The sequence below is a fragment of the Acuticoccus sediminis genome, assembly GCF_003258595.1.
In the GTDB taxonomy this organism is placed as follows: domain Bacteria; phylum Pseudomonadota; class Alphaproteobacteria; order Rhizobiales; family Amorphaceae; genus Acuticoccus; species Acuticoccus sediminis.
On the sequence record NZ_QHHQ01000015.1, the window covers coordinates 20,777 to 36,776 of the forward strand.

The following is a 16,000-nucleotide window of genomic DNA, read 5'->3' on the forward strand; positions in this document are numbered from 1 at the left end:
CAACGACTGCGGCAGTCCGTCGAGCGATACAGCATAGTTAAGAGAGCCTGAGGACCTTGGCGAAGCGCCAAGTGATCAACTGTGGCGAACCAGAAGAAGCGCTCCAGGTCGGTGCGGCGCCGCATTGGCGTAGCGATGACTTCGGTGGTATTGTGTTTTCCGTGGATGCGCCCGGGCTCGCTGATCCAGCGCTCGAACAGTTCGGCAATGATCAGCGCGGCTGTCTTCAGACAAGCCGCTCGTCGGACCGGCAAGAGCCCTGCCGGTGTTCTTTTCAAGATGCCAAAGCGGCCCATGCGCTCAACATTTACCTCAAGGCCCGCGACAGATCGGATCAGTAATAGAACGACACGGATACTCTAGAGCGGGTCCCCCTCGATCAGACTCAGGGGGGATTCCCGAATCAGCGGGGATCTGATTCACAGTGATGGCTGGTGATGGAGGCCAGCCATCATGCCGAAAATTCTTTCGCTGGATCTTCGCAACCGGGTCGTTCGAGCGATCGAGGGCCGGCTTTCGTGTCGGCAGGCTGCCGCGCGCTTCGATGTCAGCGTGTCAAGCGCGATCCGCTGGCACAGCGCGTGGCGCAAGAGCGGGTGTTGCGCGGCAAAAGCCCAGGGCGGCGATCGCTGGTCCCACCGAAGCGCATGCGCACGCCATCCGCGCCATCCTGGACGCGAAGGCCGACATAACGCTGCGCGAGTTGAAGGCCGAACTCGGCCGGCGCGGCAGATCCGTGTCGGTCGCAGCGTTGTGGCGCTTCTTCCGCCGGCACGACATCAGCCTGAAAAAAAGACCGGCCACGCCGCCGAGCAGGAGCGGCCCGACATTCTCCTGCGCCGGCAGGCCTGGTTCGAGACCCAGCTCGACCGCTCGACCTCGACCCGGAGCGGCTGATCTTCATCGACGAGACCTGGACCAACACGAAGATGGCCCGCACCCACGGGCGCTGCCCTCGCGGGACGAGGCTGCGCCTGGCGCTGCCCCATGGCCACTGGAAGACGACGACATTGGTGGCGGGCCTGTCATCCAAGGGCATCGTGGCGCCGATGGTGCTCGGCCGTGCCATCAACCGCGTCTGGTTCGAGGCCTATGTGGAACAGGTTCTCGCTCCCGTCCTGTCGCCCGGCGACATCGTCGTCATGGACAACCTCGGCAGCCACAAGGGCCGACGGGTTCGCGCCATGATCGAGGCGGCAGGCGCCGAGCTCCGCTTCCTGCCCCCCTACAGCCCCGACTTCAACCCGATCGAGAAAGCCTTCTCACAAATCAAAGCCCATCTGAGGAAGGCCGCCGAGCGCACCGTCGGCGGTCTCTGGAATCGGATCGGCGAGGTCATCGAACTCGTCACGCAGCAACACGCCCGAAACTACTTCGCCGCCGCCGGATATGAACCAAACTAAACGAATCACGCTCTAGCGCAAATAAACAGAGCTGCTATTCCAGCGTTCGGCCCCGATGCACCAATACTGGCGCGGTGATACCATCAATTTCCATCTCAACGAGTATATGATCTAAATCTTCGGGCGTGATTTCGTTTGCCGGGACCGTCGCGACGAGATGGGACGTCGAAAAGTCGAGTTCCTCGTCATACTGCATCAAGAGACCGGGCCCCGAAGGATCCAGTGGATTTTCGCCGACGACAATGGTCGAGACAGTGCCGCCGACCGTGAGGCCGTTCAAGCGCGCAGGCTGGGTGCCGGAGTTCTCAAGCGTAAATGAAACTCGCAATTGACCCTGGTTGTCCATCCGACGAACTGTGACGTTGGTGATGTCGATCCCATCGCTGACCTTGGCGTCGGGAAAAGATCCGGCCGCTTGGACGGCGTCTCCTAAAAGCAGCATTCCTGCAATTATCACGAACTTTTTCGCGGTCATCTTGTAGTTCCTTCTGACGACTCGGAATCCCGAGCGTAGTTTGCGTTAACTGGCCAAGGGCGGGCTCTTAGTGAATGGAAGACCCCAAGTGCCTTTCTAGCTCAATACATCGAACGGACACGTCACAACACATTTGCCTATAGCGTAATAATTCGCGAAACGCGCTCGATAGATCTTTGTGCGCACCAAGAGCTACCGCGATGACTCCCACAGTGAGACCGTCGTTCATTACAAGATAGCCTCCCAATCCGATAACAATGACACCGGAAACTCCGATTGAGTATGCGTTACCTGCTTTCATCAAAAATTTTATTCTGTAAGTATTGCATCTATTATTCTGCATTTGGCAGAATACGTGCTCCATTCCCGTTGCGCCGGAAGACGCCCTGGACACCTTCGCTGCGAGTATTCGCATCAATCGGATACGATCACGCCAGGTCCGACTGAGTTTGGTCTGCATCCATGCTGTCCAACAGAGCTGGAGCGGGATGAGCGCAATCATGGCGATCGCCAAGATAAAACTCTGTGCCATGATGAATACCACCACGGTTAAGAACAGACCGACCTGGATTAGTGGAAGAATTATCATCTCACCGGCAAAACCACCGATCGGCTCAACTTCCTGTGAAAGAAGCGGAATAATCCCACTCCCACCTCGCTTGACGCGGCGCTGCGTCCAAACGGAATAAATATTCCGCCGGAGGACGATCAGGATCTGCTCGCACATTCGCCCCTGCAGCATATTTACTGCGAATCGGAACCCAGATTGGATTGCAGCCAAAACCATCATCGTTCCGATCATTATCAATAACATTGCAAATTGCGATACGTCTGACCCAAAAATTTCAACTGGAAAATGGCCTGAATCTATAACAGAATTGATAGTTGTTTTAACAAGCTCAAGATTTATGTACGTCAATACCAATATCAACAGCCCAAGCGCGCTTGCGATGACTTGGCTTCGCCATGTCGTTCGGATCGCAAAGATGCAAAAGTTATGAAACAGCTGTCTCTCGGGAGAGGGAAACGTACCGGCGCGACCAACACGAGATTCGGTGGCGGCCTTATAAGTTGCGGGGTTTATAGCAGCATCTGACATCGGCTAGGCTCCATCCCTGGCGCCGCACGCACGGGTACAAAACAAGTTCAGAGGGACGCCGCCTATCCGGCGGCGCCCCGGTTTCTTTATTCGATTTCAACGATTGTAAGTTTTCCCTTCACGCGATCAGCTGTGAAGCTAATGGAGCGGCCAACTGATAAGTTTTCGATCATTGAAGGCTCTGCAACCTCGAAAACCATCGTCATTCCGGGCATGTCGAGGTTGGCGAGCGGTCCATGCTTCACCGTAACCCGATTGCGCCGGGCGTCAATCTTGGTCACTTCACCCTGTGACGTCGGTTCGGCGACTGCGGGGCTCAAGGTGAAGCTTCCGATCAAAGCGGCCGCGAGTGCGATTTTTTTCATGATTTAATCCTTCAGGATTCGCTGACAGTCAGGGGACCATGCATTCCCATTTCGTAGTGACCGGGGATGAGGCAGGCGAACTCGAAGCTACCGGCTTTGGTAAAGCTCCAGATAATTTCTCCGGCAGCGCCAGGCTCCAGCCGCACGGCATTCGCATCGTCGTGCATCATCTCCGGGAAGCGCCGCATAAGGTCCTTGTGCTCAGCGATCTCTGGCGAAGCGTCCATGACGAACTCATGTTCGAGCACCCCTCTATTCGTGATGGCGAAACGCACGGTTTCACCGCGTTTCACCTCGATCACTGCCGGTTCGAAGACCATTGCTCCGTCGTCAGTCTCTTTCATCGTGACGTCGATTGTTCGCGATGCCTTAGATGCGTCCCCGGGTGAACCGATCGCCATCTCGTCGTGGTGGTCGTCGCTCTCAGCACTCGCATGGCCATCGTCGTGGCCACCAGAGTGGCTGCCAGCGGCGAATGCCGTAACCGGAGCGATCATGAGCGCGGCAGCAAGCCACGCAGCAGTGTAAAGCTTCATGTTGTCCTCGTGTGTTGAACTTGCTTAGTCGACGCGCCGGGGAGAGCCGGCGTGCTGCGGCGGAACCGTGTTGGCGTCCTCCGTGAAGGCGACCTCCGGAAGGGCACCGGTCCATTCGTAGGCAACGGTGCCGGGGGGGTGATCGAACCAACCGGGGTCCGAATAGTCGTCCGCGGCCAGGCCCTCGCGGACCTTCATCACCGTGAACATACCGCCCATCTCGACCGAGCCGAACGGCCCCCAGCCGCCCATCATCGGCTCGGTATTGTCAGGGATGGGCATCGCCATCTCGGCCATGTCGGCCATACCGTTGGTGCCCATCGGCATGTATTCCGGCTGGATCAGGCGGATTTTGCGGGCGATGTTTGTCTTGTCAGCGCCGATAAATGTCGGCACGTCGTGACCCATCGCGTTCATCGTATGGTGCGACTTATGACAGTGCAGCGCCCAGTCGCCTTCATGGATCGCGTCGAACTCGTAGGCGCGCATTCCGCCGACCGGGATGTCGATCGTCACTTCCGGCCAACGTGCCTCCGGACGCACCCAGCCCCCGTCCGTGCCCGTCACCTCGAAATGGTAGCCATGCATGTGGATCGGGTGGTTCGTCATGGTGAGGTTTCCGACGCGAACTCTCACGCGATCTCCCTTGGCGGCCACAAGAGGATCGACGCCGGGGAAGACGCGGCTGTTGATGGCCCACAAGTTGAAGTCGGTCATCTCCATGACACGCGGCATGTAGCTGCCGGGGTCAATGTCGTAAGCGGACAGCAGGAACACGTAGTCCCGATCGACCCGCATGAAATTCGGATCCTTAGGATGGATGACGAAGAAGCCCATCATGCCCATCGCCATCTGGACCATCTCATCGCCATGCGGGTGGTACATATGCGTCCCGGACTTCGTCAGATCGAACTCGTAGACGAAAGTCTTGCCGGCCGGGATGCCGGGCTGCGTCAGTCCCGTCACACCGTCCATACCACAGGGCAAAATCACCCCGTGCCAGTGGACGCTGGTGTGTTCCGGCAGGCGATTGGTGACGAAGATCCGCACCCGCTCGCCCTCGACCGCCTCTATGGTCGGGCCGGGCGACTGGCCGTTGTAGCCCCATAGATGGGCGATCGTGCCATCGGAAAGCTCGCGCTCGACGGGCTCGGCGACAAGATGGAATTCCTTGACATTGCCATTCATACGGAACGGAAGCGACCAGCCGTTCAGCGTGCAGACCGGATTGTACGGCAGACCTCCGCTCGGAGCTTGCGGCGGCTGTGTGAGAGGGCTCTCCATGACGGGCGCATCGGGCAGGCTCATGTTGGCCGTCCGCGACCAGGCCGATGTGCTGACGAGTGCGCCAGCGGCGGCGCCAGCCCCTAGCAACTGACGTCGCGATAAACCGGCGACGTTCTTACGATCGGTCATTCTTCGTCTCCCTCGGCTGCTGCGACCTCGGTCTCGGCGGGTTCGGTGCCGGCGACACCGCCGCCCCAGATCGCAGCCGCGACGTCCACCTCTGCGAGGAAGAAGTCACGCCGCGCTTCGAGCGCTGCGCGCACGGACGCTATTCGCGCGCGGGTGTCGGCGAGGAGGTCAAAAGTGTTGGTGATCATTCCATTGTAGGAGAGGACGGCCTCGTCCTCGACCGTCTTGCGTAGCGGTACGATTGCGTCACGGTAGTGCTTGGCAATTTCGTATGTGCCGCGGTAGGCGGTGTGGGCGGCGCGTGCTTCAGAGCGAACCGCAACGGCGCGGGCGGCGAGAAGGTTCGTCGCTCTCATCAATTGGAGTTCTGCGGTCCTGAGGCGGGCCGCTCCCGTATCGAAGATCGGAATCTCGAACTCTGCCTCAAACCTCGGTGTCAGACGATTTGTCACCGTCGTATCGCCGTCTTCGACCTCCTCCTCGCGCTCCAACTCCAGTCCGGCTGCAATTTGAAGATCGGTGACGTACCGCGTAGCCTTGGTAAGGCCGTAGCTCCGCGCAAGCGCTTCTAGTTCCAGCTTGGCGATCTTGAGATCAGCGCGATTCTGAAGCGCTAACCGCTCAATGGCGGATTGGTCGCGGATCGAGCGCGGCAGGTTCGGCAATCCATTTGGCACTTCGTAAGAGAGTGTGGCGCCCCAGAGCCCAAGACGTCGTGTCAGCTGCTCTTTGGCAAGTCGGGCTTCCAGAACCGCACGCGCCTTCTCAGAGGTTAGCTCCGCATAAAACGCCTGCTGACGGGCCTGCTCGACCTTTGAAAACGCTCCCGTTCGGCCCAACTCGCCGGCCAATTCAGCAGCGGCATCCGCCGCCACCAATGCGCGGTTCAGCTCAATGACCACACCCCAGGCCGCAGCAGCCTCGTAGAAGGCCCGCCGTGTCTCATGAGCGAGATTCAACGTCGCCTCGATCGCACGTTCTTGCGCCTGGCGAACGCGCGTCTCGGCGATGGCAACCCGCCGTTGGCGGGTAGCGTAGGAGAGGACATTGGCGATCAGCGCCCCCTCCAGTGTTTGCCTGACGGTATCTGTGCTGGCGTTTACGCCTAGCGCAACGGTCGGATTCACTGGCAGGCTCTCCTGCCATAGTTCAGCAATCGAGAGACCAAGTTCGGCATAGGCCGCCTGCAGTTCGCGGTTGTTGAGAAGAGCGACGCGTACTGCAGTGTCCGCGTTGATCGTCTTCCCGGCCACGAGAGCATGGACTTGGGCTTCGTTCTGCGCCTGCTGAACCGCGTTCGTCGCCCAAACGCTATGAGTTTTCGTAACAGGTTGCGCGCCGGTACTCACAGCCATGAAGCCCCGGTCGATCGGGAAGTCCTCCGCGGACACACAGCCGCCGAGGAACCCGACAAGCGCTGTCGCGCCAGCCGCGCGGAACCAGCGGCTCATGACCCGACCCTTGGACGCGCGAACCCTTCACTCGGCGGTGTCGTGTCACGCGGTAACGCCGGTTCGACCGGGGTTCGATGGGTGTATCCCGCCGTGAGGGGGGATGGTGGTGGTGAGGCGGAGGCGAGCGTAGGCACGGCAGCCGGCGGGGGCGGCGCGGCCACGTAAGGCGCACTCGCACAGCCGGCCACCGACGCGGCAAGCGCGCCAGTGAGCAAACGTTTCATGAGATCAATTCAGAATAGAGCGATCGGATGTCTGACGGACAGCGTCCGTGAAAGGACGCGCTTCGGTCAGATCGCTCGGGGCGGGCGCTCTAGATTCGCCGCGTCGCTCGCGAGCAATTGCTCCGACAACGTGACGGGCAGTCGCCCTAAGCGAAAAGTCATCGTCATCGACGATCCATCCATCGCGGCGATTGCCGAGCAGTGGATGGCGCAGCCAACACAGGGATCGGTATCGGAGCAGTCGCCAGCGTCAGAGGTATCGCTTGTGGGGCCGCGCTCGGTCGAATGATCGCTGTGATTATCCACCGGTCCGGCGTCGGGGCTATCCATGGCGACAGCCGTGCTTCCGCCTTCGTAGGCCGCAACGTGTCCGATACCGGCCGTGCCAACGGCCAGTACGATCAACGTCACAAGAAAGAAGCGAGCAATAGCCAACGTCTTCTCCAAACCAGCCGTCACCAAGTACCGCTCGGACATTGCACTTGCAAGGCCACCACGACACCGCGGCTCCCGCGTGTCCAATAAGTCACACAACACTCATAGGTTGCTCAAAGTGAATTCCAGGACGAAGAGCAGCGATCGTCCCAGGCTTCGATCCATCCGGAGTCTCAGCGAGAACGCCAAAGGCTGGACATAGGACGATCGCTACATGCGCCGACCGGGCCAGCATTGACAGAGCGATCCGAAGCTGTCTATTCGCTGGACTATGCGTCTGTTCGCTTTCATCCTGACGGTGGCTGTGGTGGCGAGCCTCATCGGCTCGCCTGTCTACGCCGGCGCATCCGGCGGCATGATCGCGATGAACGAACTTCCTGGTGCTTCGGATATGGCAGATCAAACGTCTATGACGGTGGATCACTGCCTCGGTGGCCGTTGCCAGGATGGATCACGCGAGCAGCCGGTCTGTATGTCAGGTCTTGGCAACTGCGGACCGGGTTCTCTGATCGCCGCGCCGACGATCGCCTTCCCAACACTTTCGGCAGCTTGCGTTTACTTCGCAGAAGCGCCGGATTTGATCCGCGCCCTGATGTGCGCCGACCCACCCCCTCCAAGACCTTTTCGCTTTTAGCGTCTGAGCTTTCCGCCTGTCATTTTTGCGGCCATGGCAAAGCACAGACTACCGCTCCGCCGGTTGATCGTCGGCGCGAAAGCGGGTGCGCTCGCCCTTTCGGGGTGGGGATGTGGGCCATGAGCCCGTCTGTCTAGGCCGGCAGCCGGTTCGGCGCGGCATACGGAAAACCCAATGACTTTCCCACTTCGCGCAGCGACCGTGACACGGCGCGGCGTTATCTTCGGCGCCGCCGCCGGGCTTGCAAGCCTCAGCATGGCGGCCAATCGAACTTTAGCGGCATCGGCCCCGCGCCGCCTCATAGCCGCGCCTGGCCGGCAAGCGCTTGGATACGGCAACGCCACGCGCCTCGCCGATACCTGGAGCTACAACGGAACCGTACCCGGTCCACTCTTGCGCTATCGCGTTGGCGATCGGCTTGAGGTCGACTTCCAGAATCGCCTCGATGAACCGACGGCGGTGCACTGGCATGGCCTTCGTCCGCCAAATGCCATGGACGGCGCCGCTCCGCTTACTCAAGCGCCCGTCGAACCCGGCGGCTCTATGACTTATGCCTTCGATCTGACCGATGCCGGAACATACTGGTATCACACGCATTTTCGCGGCTGGAACCAGCAGGATCGGGGTCTTTACGGCATTTTGATTGTCGACGAACGCAAGCCTCTCCAGGTCGATCAGGACATCCTTCTCGTTCTGGACGATTGGGTCGTCGACAAAAACGGCCAGCTCGACCCCGCATTCGGTCAGATGCACGAGTGGGCGCACGCCGGCCGCCTCGGAAACTTAGCGACGATCAACAACAGCGCTGACGCCGCCGTCCAACTGACGGCGGGAGAACGCGTGAGGCTGCGACTCGCCAACGTCGCCAACGCGCAGATCTTCGCCTTGCTCTTCTCTGGTCACATACCGGTGATAGTCGCGGAGGACGGCAACCCGGTGGAGCCCCGATCGCTCGGCGACAAGCTGCTCGTCCTAGGACCTGGCCAACGCGTCGACCTCGTTCTCGATGCAACCGGAGCGCCGGGGTCTACCCATCCAATAACGGCCTATACGCTGACGGACGAGGTCCGTCTCGGCCGCTTCGTGTATGGAGCGGAGGCGGGAGGTAGCGGCCTCGTCGGGAATGACGTCAAGCCGCTGGACGGGAACGCGCGCCCCATTCTCGACCTCGCGAATGCTCGCCGCCTCGACCTGACGATGGAGGGGGGCGCGATGGGTCGCATGCGCGGCGCCATGATGAGTGGGCGCATGATGGGGATGCGCGAACTCGTCTCCAACGGGCGGATTTGGGCGTTCAACGGCATCGCGGGCGACATGGATACGCCTCTCGCCGTCCTGAAACGCGGTGAGACTGCTATCGTCGATATCGTCAATGACACCGCGTTTCCGCATGCGATGCACCTGCACGGCATGCACTTCCGTGAGATCGCCAGGAACGGAGAGGCCATCGACGGCTCGTGGCGGGACACGACCGTCCTCGCTTCCGATGATCGAGTGTCCATTGCATTCGTTGCGGAGGCGCCCGGCAAGTGGATGCTCCACTGCCATATGATCGAGCATCAGGCCGGCGGAATGATGACCTTCCTCGAAGTCGAGGGCGAAGCGGGATGAGCGGCCTGCCGAGCGCTGAGCGCTGAGCGCCCAGTGTGGAACAGCGGCAGCCTACCGCTCAACGCGCCCCATCACATGCACGTTTGCGTCGGCGCCCGCGTGCACACTCGGAAAACCCGAAGACCATCCACGACACCGGAGCATTCGACAATGTCAAGGACAAGCCTTCTCCGCGCCGCAATGCTCGCCGTTGCGGCCATGGGAGTCACCCCGGCAATCGCCGCCGACCCGTCCGAGCACACCATGCACGTCTACAAGACGCCCTGGTGCGGCTGCTGCGGCTCGTGGACTGACTACATGAAAAGCCTCGGATACAGGGTCGAAGTGACAGAGCTGGACGATCTGACCTCACTTCGCCGCCAAGCGGCGGTTCCTGACGAGGTTCGGGGATGCCACATCACTGCTGTCGACGGCTACGTGCTGGAGGGACACGTCCCACCCGAGGCCATCGCCAAACTGCTCGACGAGCGCCCGGATGTTCACGGAATCGCAGTTCCCGGAATGCCGCGCGGTTCGATCGGCATGGGAGATGATCCGAAGGCAAGGTACGATGTCGTGACCTTTGGCGCGGGCACCGCACAGAATAGCTCAATATTCTACCAGGCGGGCCGCTGACATGATCGACCGGCGGACCTTTCTTCTCGGCGGCGGGACAGCGCTTGTCGGCGGCTGCACGATGGCGCAGACGCCGCCTCCGCAGACGGGTGGCACCGGCCAGGTGCCCCCCGTCTACCAGGCGATCTATGGCCCGCGTCCGGACGAGCGGTTCCCCATCCCGGCCGTGGATCTCGCCCGTGTAGACGCGATTTACTGGCGCCGAGAAGTGGCGAACCCCACGGGCGAGCGGCCCGGCATGGTCGTCGTCGATACCGGTAGCTTTTATCTCTACTGGACCATGGGAGGCGGCCGGGCGATGCGCTATGGCGTCGGACTCGGTCGCGAAGGGTTCGGATGGGACGGCACCGCAACGATTGAGCGCAAGCAGGCGTGGCCGACCTGGACGCCGCCGGCCGAGATGATCGCTCGCGAGCCGGAGCTTGAGCAATATCGCAACGGCATGGATCCCGGCCTCGGCAACCCGCTTGGCGCCCGTGCGCTCTACCTCTACCAGGACGGCCGCGACACGCTCTACCGCCTGCACGGTACGCAGGAAGCGCATTCGATCGGCCGGGCCGTCTCCTCAGGATGCGTGCGCCTTCTGAACCAGGACGTCATCGATCTCTACGAGCGCGTCCCGGACGGCACCCGCGTCGTCGTCCGTCCCCCCAGCAATCCGCTTCTCGGGTAAACGCTTATGCAGAGAAAACGTGCCGTCATCATGATCGGCGTCGGCATTGCGATTGGTATCGCGGTAATGGCAGGTGCTGTGCTGTGGCTCGATCCTGGCCCAGCTCAGTCTATCGAGTTGAAGTCGGGCGATACTGCTGTGATCGCGGAGGGAGAAAAAGTCTACGCGGCGCAATGCGCCGCCTGCCACGGTGCAAACCTCGAGGGCCAGCCGAACTGGCGTGATCGCGGACCCGACGGGCGACTCCCTGCGCCGCCGCACGACGAGACGGGTCATACCTGGCACCACGCCGACGTGCTGCTCTTCGAGCTGACCAAGTACGGCCCTCCGAAGGAGATGGGCAACGGTGAGCCGTACTACTCGAATATGCCAGCTTTCGAGAATGTCCTGACGGACGACGAGATCATCGCCACCCTTTCCTACATCAAGAGTCGCTGGCCGGCCGATATTCGCCGCCGCCACGACCAGATGAATGCCCAGATTGCGGCGCAGCGATGATCGCCGCGACGCGCTTTATCCTATCACTCAGCCTCGTCCTGTCGTTGACGGTTGCGGCCGTCGCAGCGACGCCGTGGCAGGAGCGATCGAACAGCGCGGCCCGCCTGCACGTGGCCGTCAATGACGACGGCCAGATTGTCGCGGGCCTTGAGGTCCGGCTCGATGACGGGTGGAAAACCTACTGGCGTTCAGCGGGATCAACGGGGCTGCCGCCGCAAATCGACACGGAGGGCTCTGTCAACGTCGCCAGCTTCCGCGTCGCATACCCCGCGCCAGAGCGGTTCGTCGCGTTCGGCATCGAGGCTCTAGGTTATTCGCACACCGTGACGTTCCCCGTCACAATCGAGCGGTCCAACGCCGACCAAGGCGCACGCCTCGCGCTCCGGGCAGGTCTCCTCGTCTGCGGTAGGGTGTGCGTGCCGGAACGGTACGAGTTCAGTACTCCGGTTCCGGCCGATCTAGCGCTTCTTCCGCGCGCCGAGGATACACCCATCGCCGACGCGATGGCCAAGGTTCCGGTCCCGGCGCTCGACGCCGATGTCGCTCTGGCCCTTCTCGCGGCGACGGAGGAGGGACTGTCCGTCACGCTTAAGGCGTTCGGCGACCGCGCTCCGCGTCTCGACGATGCGCTGATCGTGGCGGAAGTCGAGGGCGAGGATCCCTTAATCGGCCGTCTGGCGCATAGGGGTGGAGGTCGCTTCGCCGCCACGCTTGCTGGTCCGACGCTGCCGTCTCCGGGCACTGAAGTGCGCCTGACTGTGGCCGGAAAGGGACTCGCGCTGGATCTGTCCGGCACCGTCGCGACCGCCGTCATTCCCACAGCAGCGCCAACGGCCGAGCCCGCGCGAGGACTGGTGGCAATCTTCCTCATCGCATTCCTCGGCGGCCTGATCCTCAACGCGATGCCGTGTGTCCTTCCTGTGCTGTCTATCAAGGTCGCAGCGCTCGGGCGCGCGACAATCCTGGAACGGCGGCAACAGCGGCTCGCCTTCCTTGCGACCGCCGGTGGCATTGCCGTCTTCATCATCCTTCTCGGCTCGGTCCTCAGCGCGTTGAAGGCGCTCGGGCGAGATGTCTTCTGGGGCATGCAGTTCCAAGAGCCTGTCTTCGTGGCACTGCTGTTCGGGCTCTTCGTGCTCATGACGCTAAATCTCGCTGGAATCTTTGAATTCCGTCCGCCGGCTGGGCTACAGAACCGGCTCGGTCGGTTCGGTCGTACGGGAGATTTTGCGGACGGCTTCGTCATAGCGCTCGTCGCAACGCCATGCAGCGCGCCGTTTCTCGGTACTGCGATCGGCTTCGGTCTCGCTGGCGGGCCGGGCGAGCTGGCGGTTGCGTTCGCTGCGCTCGGAGCCGGGTTCGCAGCACCCTACCTCGCCATAGCCGCTATCCCTCAGACGGTGTCGGTCCTGCCTAAGCCCGGGCAGTGGATGGCGTGGCTCCAGCGGGCACTCGCCCTTCCAATGCTCGGCGTTGTCGTCTGGCTGGCCTGGATCCTCGACTCGCAGGCGGGCGCGGACGCGCTTGCCGCCGCTGCAGTCGCCGCGCTCGCGGTCGCCGTGGCAGCTAACCGTCCTCGTCGCGTGACTGTTGTCCTTGGAGCCGCGGTCGTAGTCGCCTCGACCGTTTACGTCGCGACCGACGTCGGATCGACCACCCCCCCAGAGCACACGGTAGAGGCCGGGGAGTGGAAGACATTCGACCGCGCAGCGATTGAGAGCCACGTCACCAAGGGTCATGTGGTTTTCGTGGATGTGACCGCCGACTGGTGCATCACGTGCGTCTACAACAAGGCTGCTGCGCTGGACCGCGATGCAGTGCGTATCGAACTCGCCCGCCCCGACACGGTCGCCATGCGTGCCGACTGGACGCTTCCGGACGACGCGATTGCCGATTTCGTAAAGGCGCAGGGCCGCTACGGCATTCCCCTCAATGTGGCTTTCGGTCCAGCCGCGCCCGAAGGCATCCTTCTACCGGAAATTCTGACCGTTAGCACCGTGCTCGATGCCATTGCCACCGCGCGAGGCGACCGCGCTTCTGGCTCATCAAATAGGAAATAGACAATGCTCAGAACCGCGATCATGGCGGCAATGCTTGCAATCACGGCAACTGGTGCCGCCGCCGAAAGCCTGACAGACCTCCAGAAGGATGAAGTGCGCGCGCTGATCCGTGATCATCTCATCGAAAACCCAGAAATTCTGGCCGAAGCGTTTGAGGCGCTCCAGGTACGGCAGCAAGCGGCGGAGACGGAATCCGTCAAGAACGCTCTCATCGAGATGGGCGACGCGATCCGCACCGCCGACAACGATCCTGTCGGTGGTAATCCCGACGGAATGATCACAGTCGTCGAGTTTTTCGACTACAATTGTCCATTCTGCCGCCGGGTAAAGCCTGAGGTCGCCGAGTTTTTGAAGAACGACGACCGTATTCGCTATGTCTTCAAGGAATTTCCCATCCTGTCCGCGTCATCCGCGCAGGCATCCCGTGCAGCACTCGCAGTTTGGAATTTGGCCCCGGAAAAGTATTGGGAGGTGCATCAGGCGCTCATGGGGCACGATGGCAACCTCACCGAGGATCAGATCCGCATGGCAATCGAGGACGCTGCACTCGATTGGGACGCGATCGTTGCCCGAGGTCAAGCCGACGATATTACTGAGAAAATCCGTCAGACCCTCCGGATTGCCGAGCGTCTGAACATTAATGGCACGCCAACCTTCGTCATCGGCACTGAGATCATTCCAGGCTTTGTGGAAGCCGAACAGCTTGAGGCTGCGGTAACTCGGCTCGATGACTGATTTCAAGGGCTGCGGGTCCGGCCGACACGCAAGCCCGGTTCGGCGTTAAGGAAAATTGTAACTTTGTTTTCTCGTCCGGAAAGCGCGCCAGAGGATGAGTGCAAGGCATTACTGTACTCGGCGGTGATGAACCCTTCGGTGGCGGGCAGGTTGGTGTGACCGGGCCGCAGTGCGGCAGTGTCGGATCAAATGGGGGCATGACGCGTTGACCCACGAGTGTGCCTGACAGGATCGGAATACCGATGAGATTGATTGTGAGCGGGATCATCGGCGGGGTCGGGCTCGTCGCCATCGTTGCGGTTACGGGGTTCGTCATCGTTTACACCGGCGCCTATAACGTCGCGGCCAGCGACGAGCACGCCGACTTCATTCGCTGGGCCTTTTCGACAACCATGCACAGCTCAGTCGAGCGCCGCGCCGACGGTATCGCAGCGCCGGAATCCTTTTCCGATGACATGATCGCTGCCGGGGCGAGCCGGTACAAGGCGATGTGCGCCCATTGCCACGCCGGGCCTGGCGTCGAGCGCGCCGACTGGGCAGAAGGGATGCGACCGCAGCCACCGCACCTCATAGAGGCGGCCGCCGAGTGGGAAGCGCGGGAGATCTACTGGATCGTCGCGAACGGCATCAAGATGAGCGGCATGCCGGCGTTTGCCGCCAGCCACGATCCCGAGGAACTTTGGTCCCTCGTCGCCTTCGTCGACCGTCTGCCGGGTATGACGGCCGAAGACTATGCCGGTTACCCAGACCCGGACGAAAGCAGCCAGACCCGATAACTTCGCTGAGGAGCCCTGCGATGTCCTATTTCCGATTCGGCGCGATGATCGCGACCTCGACCGTCGTCATGTTCGTGCTGATGTACCTCAATACATACGCTTGGGAGCACGTCTTCTACTCCGAGACGCGAACCTACATGGCGTTCCTGATGGGTGCGACGATGGCGGCCATCATGCTCGCCTTCATGTTGGGCATGTACACGAACACGAAGGCCAACATCGCGATCTTCGTGGGCGCGGTGGTGGTGTTCGCACTCTCGCTCTGGCTGGTGCGCAGCCAGGCGACCGTGAGCGGCGTCAGCTATATGCGGGCGATGATCCCGCACCATTCGATCGCGATCATGACCAGCGAGCGGGCGCAGATCACCGACCCGCGGGTGCGCAAGCTCGCCGACGAGATCATCGAGGCGCAGCGCCGGGAGATCGCGGAGATGCGCTACCTGATCGCCGACATCAGCGGCGCAGGCGGCGTGGAGCGGCCCGAGACGATGGACGAGCCGCTGCCGGAGGTCGTGCCGGCGGAGGAGGCCGTCGAATCGCCCGTCGTCGCGGCGATGGACCCGGCGCCGCTGCAGGATGCAGACGTGGAGAAGGTTCTCGGCGCCGGTGCGGCTTGCCGATTCCACCGCTCGGCGGAGGCCGACCCGATCCTGGTCGCCGTCCCGGGCCAAGGTGGCGCGCGCGGGGTGATGAAGCTCAACGGGAAGCTTGTGGAGCTGGCTTCGGAGACCGGCGGGCTCGACGGGTTCGCGAACGGGACGATGCTGTCGGCGGGTCCGATCCACATGCGCGTCATGCCGGTCGCGGGTGCCGAGACCGAAACCGAGGGCGACATGGCGAGCCGCAAGGCAGACCTCGTCTTCCAGCTCGATCAGGGGCTGACCGTCGGCTACCGTGGCCTCCTGAACTGCGAGGTGTGACGGCTCAGAGTCGGTCCGCGGCCGGAGCCTTGGCGGGGCCGGATCAGCCCGCCCGGGCATCATAAGGAAAC

The 16,000-nt window shown here is 61.8% G+C and carries 17 protein-coding genes and 1 pseudogene; 11 read left to right on the plus strand and 7 right to left on the minus strand.

What is annotated here, in order from left to right:
- Positions 1 to 56 precede the first annotated feature (56 nt).
- Positions 57 to 341 (plus strand): hypothetical protein, encoded by a 285-nt coding sequence (locus tag DLJ53_RS34960; RefSeq protein WP_146620174.1) that lies wholly within the window; start codon positions 57 to 59, stop codon positions 339 to 341.
- 112 nt (positions 342 to 453) lie between these two features.
- Positions 454 to 1,403: pseudogene (locus DLJ53_RS33110) on the plus strand (IS630 family transposase).
- A gap of 34 nt (positions 1,404 to 1,437) precedes the next feature.
- On the opposite strand, the gene DLJ53_RS33115 reads toward DLJ53_RS33110, so the two are convergent.
- The 7 genes from DLJ53_RS33115 to DLJ53_RS33140 all read right to left on the minus strand — a co-directional run bounded on the left by DLJ53_RS33115 (position 1,438) and on the right by DLJ53_RS33140 (position 7,419).
- Entirely contained in the window at positions 1,438 to 1,878 is a 441-nt protein-coding gene (locus tag DLJ53_RS33115; RefSeq protein ID WP_111352587.1) for a hypothetical protein, read from the minus strand.
- Between the two features lie 67 nt (positions 1,879 to 1,945).
- Entirely contained in the window at positions 1,946 to 2,977 is a 1,032-nt protein-coding gene (locus DLJ53_RS34965) for an ABC transporter ATP-binding protein (protein WP_146620175.1), read from the minus strand.
- Between the two features lie 86 nt (positions 2,978 to 3,063).
- Positions 3,064 to 3,342 (minus strand): copper-binding protein, encoded by a 279-nt coding sequence (locus tag DLJ53_RS33120; protein ID WP_111352588.1) that lies wholly within the window; start codon positions 3,340 to 3,342, stop codon positions 3,064 to 3,066.
- 11 nt (positions 3,343 to 3,353) lie between these two features.
- Entirely contained in the window at positions 3,354 to 3,878 is a 525-nt protein-coding gene (locus tag DLJ53_RS33125) for a cupredoxin domain-containing protein (RefSeq protein WP_202913493.1), read from the minus strand.
- Positions 3,879 to 3,902: 24 nt separating this feature from the next.
- Complete coding sequence (locus DLJ53_RS33130; RefSeq protein ID WP_111352589.1) at positions 3,903 to 5,294, minus strand: multicopper oxidase family protein; 1,392 nt, start codon at positions 5,292 to 5,294, stop codon at positions 3,903 to 3,905.
- Complete coding sequence (locus DLJ53_RS33135) at positions 5,291 to 6,745, minus strand: TolC family protein (protein WP_111352590.1); 1,455 nt, start codon at positions 6,743 to 6,745, stop codon at positions 5,291 to 5,293. The genes DLJ53_RS33130 and DLJ53_RS33135 overlap by 4 nt, the downstream gene beginning before the upstream one ends.
- Positions 6,746 to 7,038: 293 nt before the next feature.
- A complete protein-coding gene (locus DLJ53_RS33140; RefSeq protein WP_146620176.1) occupies positions 7,039 to 7,419 on the minus strand; it encodes a hypothetical protein in 381 nt (126 codons plus the stop codon).
- Positions 7,420 to 7,678: 259 nt separating this feature from the next.
- Here DLJ53_RS33140 and DLJ53_RS34970 point away from each other — a divergent pair, with 259 nt between their 5' ends.
- The 9 genes from DLJ53_RS34970 (at position 7,679) to DLJ53_RS33180 (ending at position 15,929) form a co-directional block, all read left to right on the plus strand.
- Positions 7,679 to 8,041 (plus strand): hypothetical protein, encoded by a 363-nt coding sequence (locus tag DLJ53_RS34970; RefSeq protein ID WP_146620177.1) that lies wholly within the window; start codon positions 7,679 to 7,681, stop codon positions 8,039 to 8,041.
- Between the two features lie 174 nt (positions 8,042 to 8,215).
- Positions 8,216 to 9,652, plus strand: coding sequence for a multicopper oxidase family protein (locus DLJ53_RS33145; protein ID WP_111352592.1), 1,437 nt, complete (start codon positions 8,216 to 8,218; stop codon positions 9,650 to 9,652).
- A 150-nt stretch (positions 9,653 to 9,802) separates the two neighbouring features.
- Positions 9,803 to 10,267: a DUF411 domain-containing protein gene (locus tag DLJ53_RS33150; RefSeq protein ID WP_111352593.1), complete on the plus strand. Its 465-nt coding sequence runs from the start codon at positions 9,803 to 9,805 to the stop codon at positions 10,265 to 10,267.
- A 1-nt stretch (position 10,268) separates the two neighbouring features.
- Positions 10,269 to 10,940, plus strand: coding sequence for a L,D-transpeptidase (locus DLJ53_RS33155; RefSeq protein WP_111352594.1), 672 nt, complete (start codon positions 10,269 to 10,271; stop codon positions 10,938 to 10,940).
- A gap of 6 nt (positions 10,941 to 10,946) precedes the next feature.
- Positions 10,947 to 11,438, plus strand: a complete 492-nt coding sequence (locus DLJ53_RS33160) for a c-type cytochrome (RefSeq protein ID WP_111352595.1) — start codon at positions 10,947 to 10,949, stop codon at positions 11,436 to 11,438.
- A complete protein-coding gene (locus tag DLJ53_RS33165) occupies positions 11,435 to 13,498 on the plus strand; it encodes a protein-disulfide reductase DsbD family protein (protein WP_111352596.1) in 2,064 nt (687 codons plus the stop codon). Before DLJ53_RS33160 ends, DLJ53_RS33165 begins: the two co-directional genes overlap by 4 nt.
- 3 nt (positions 13,499 to 13,501) lie before the next feature.
- A complete protein-coding gene (locus tag DLJ53_RS33170) occupies positions 13,502 to 14,233 on the plus strand; it encodes a DsbA family protein (RefSeq protein WP_111352597.1) in 732 nt (243 codons plus the stop codon).
- A 254-nt stretch (positions 14,234 to 14,487) separates the two neighbouring features.
- Complete coding sequence (locus tag DLJ53_RS33175; protein ID WP_202913494.1) at positions 14,488 to 15,009, plus strand: c-type cytochrome; 522 nt, start codon at positions 14,488 to 14,490, stop codon at positions 15,007 to 15,009.
- A gap of 20 nt (positions 15,010 to 15,029) precedes the next feature.
- Positions 15,030 to 15,929: a DUF6692 family protein gene (locus DLJ53_RS33180; RefSeq protein WP_111352599.1), complete on the plus strand. Its 900-nt coding sequence runs from the start codon at positions 15,030 to 15,032 to the stop codon at positions 15,927 to 15,929.
- Positions 15,930 to 16,000 lie beyond the last annotated feature (71 nt).

What these genes read in the sequence shown, in the direction of transcription:
- DLJ53_RS33180 (WP_111352599.1), top strand. Translation starts at nt 15,030, where the DNA reads ATGTCCTATTTCCGATTCGGCGCGATGATCGCGACCTCGACCGTCGTC.
- DLJ53_RS33170 (WP_111352597.1), top strand. Translation starts at nt 13,502, where the DNA reads ATGCTCAGAACCGCGATCATGGCGGCAATGCTTGCAATCACGGCAACT.
- DLJ53_RS34965 (WP_146620175.1), bottom strand. Translation starts at nt 2,977, where the DNA reads ATGTCAGATGCTGCTATAAACCCCGCAACTTATAAGGCCGCCACCGAA.
- DLJ53_RS33145 (WP_111352592.1), top strand. Translation starts at nt 8,216, where the DNA reads ATGACTTTCCCACTTCGCGCAGCGACCGTGACACGGCGCGGCGTTATC.
- DLJ53_RS33165 (WP_111352596.1), top strand. Translation starts at nt 11,435, where the DNA reads ATGATCGCCGCGACGCGCTTTATCCTATCACTCAGCCTCGTCCTGTCG.
- DLJ53_RS33130 (WP_111352589.1), bottom strand. Translation starts at nt 5,294, where the DNA reads ATGACCGATCGTAAGAACGTCGCCGGTTTATCGCGACGTCAGTTGCTA.
- DLJ53_RS33135 (WP_111352590.1), bottom strand. Translation starts at nt 6,745, where the DNA reads ATGAGCCGCTGGTTCCGCGCGGCTGGCGCGACAGCGCTTGTCGGGTTC.
- DLJ53_RS33125 (WP_202913493.1), bottom strand. Translation starts at nt 3,878, where the DNA reads ATGAAGCTTTACACTGCTGCGTGGCTTGCTGCCGCGCTCATGATCGCT.
- DLJ53_RS33160 (WP_111352595.1), top strand. Translation starts at nt 10,947, where the DNA reads ATGCAGAGAAAACGTGCCGTCATCATGATCGGCGTCGGCATTGCGATT.
- DLJ53_RS33120 (WP_111352588.1), bottom strand. Translation starts at nt 3,342, where the DNA reads ATGAAAAAAATCGCACTCGCGGCCGCTTTGATCGGAAGCTTCACCTTG.
- DLJ53_RS34970 (WP_146620177.1), top strand. Translation starts at nt 7,679, where the DNA reads ATGCGTCTGTTCGCTTTCATCCTGACGGTGGCTGTGGTGGCGAGCCTC.
- DLJ53_RS33115 (WP_111352587.1), bottom strand. Translation starts at nt 1,878, where the DNA reads ATGACCGCGAAAAAGTTCGTGATAATTGCAGGAATGCTGCTTTTAGGA.
- DLJ53_RS33155 (WP_111352594.1), top strand. Translation starts at nt 10,269, where the DNA reads ATGATCGACCGGCGGACCTTTCTTCTCGGCGGCGGGACAGCGCTTGTC.
- DLJ53_RS33150 (WP_111352593.1), top strand. Translation starts at nt 9,803, where the DNA reads ATGTCAAGGACAAGCCTTCTCCGCGCCGCAATGCTCGCCGTTGCGGCC.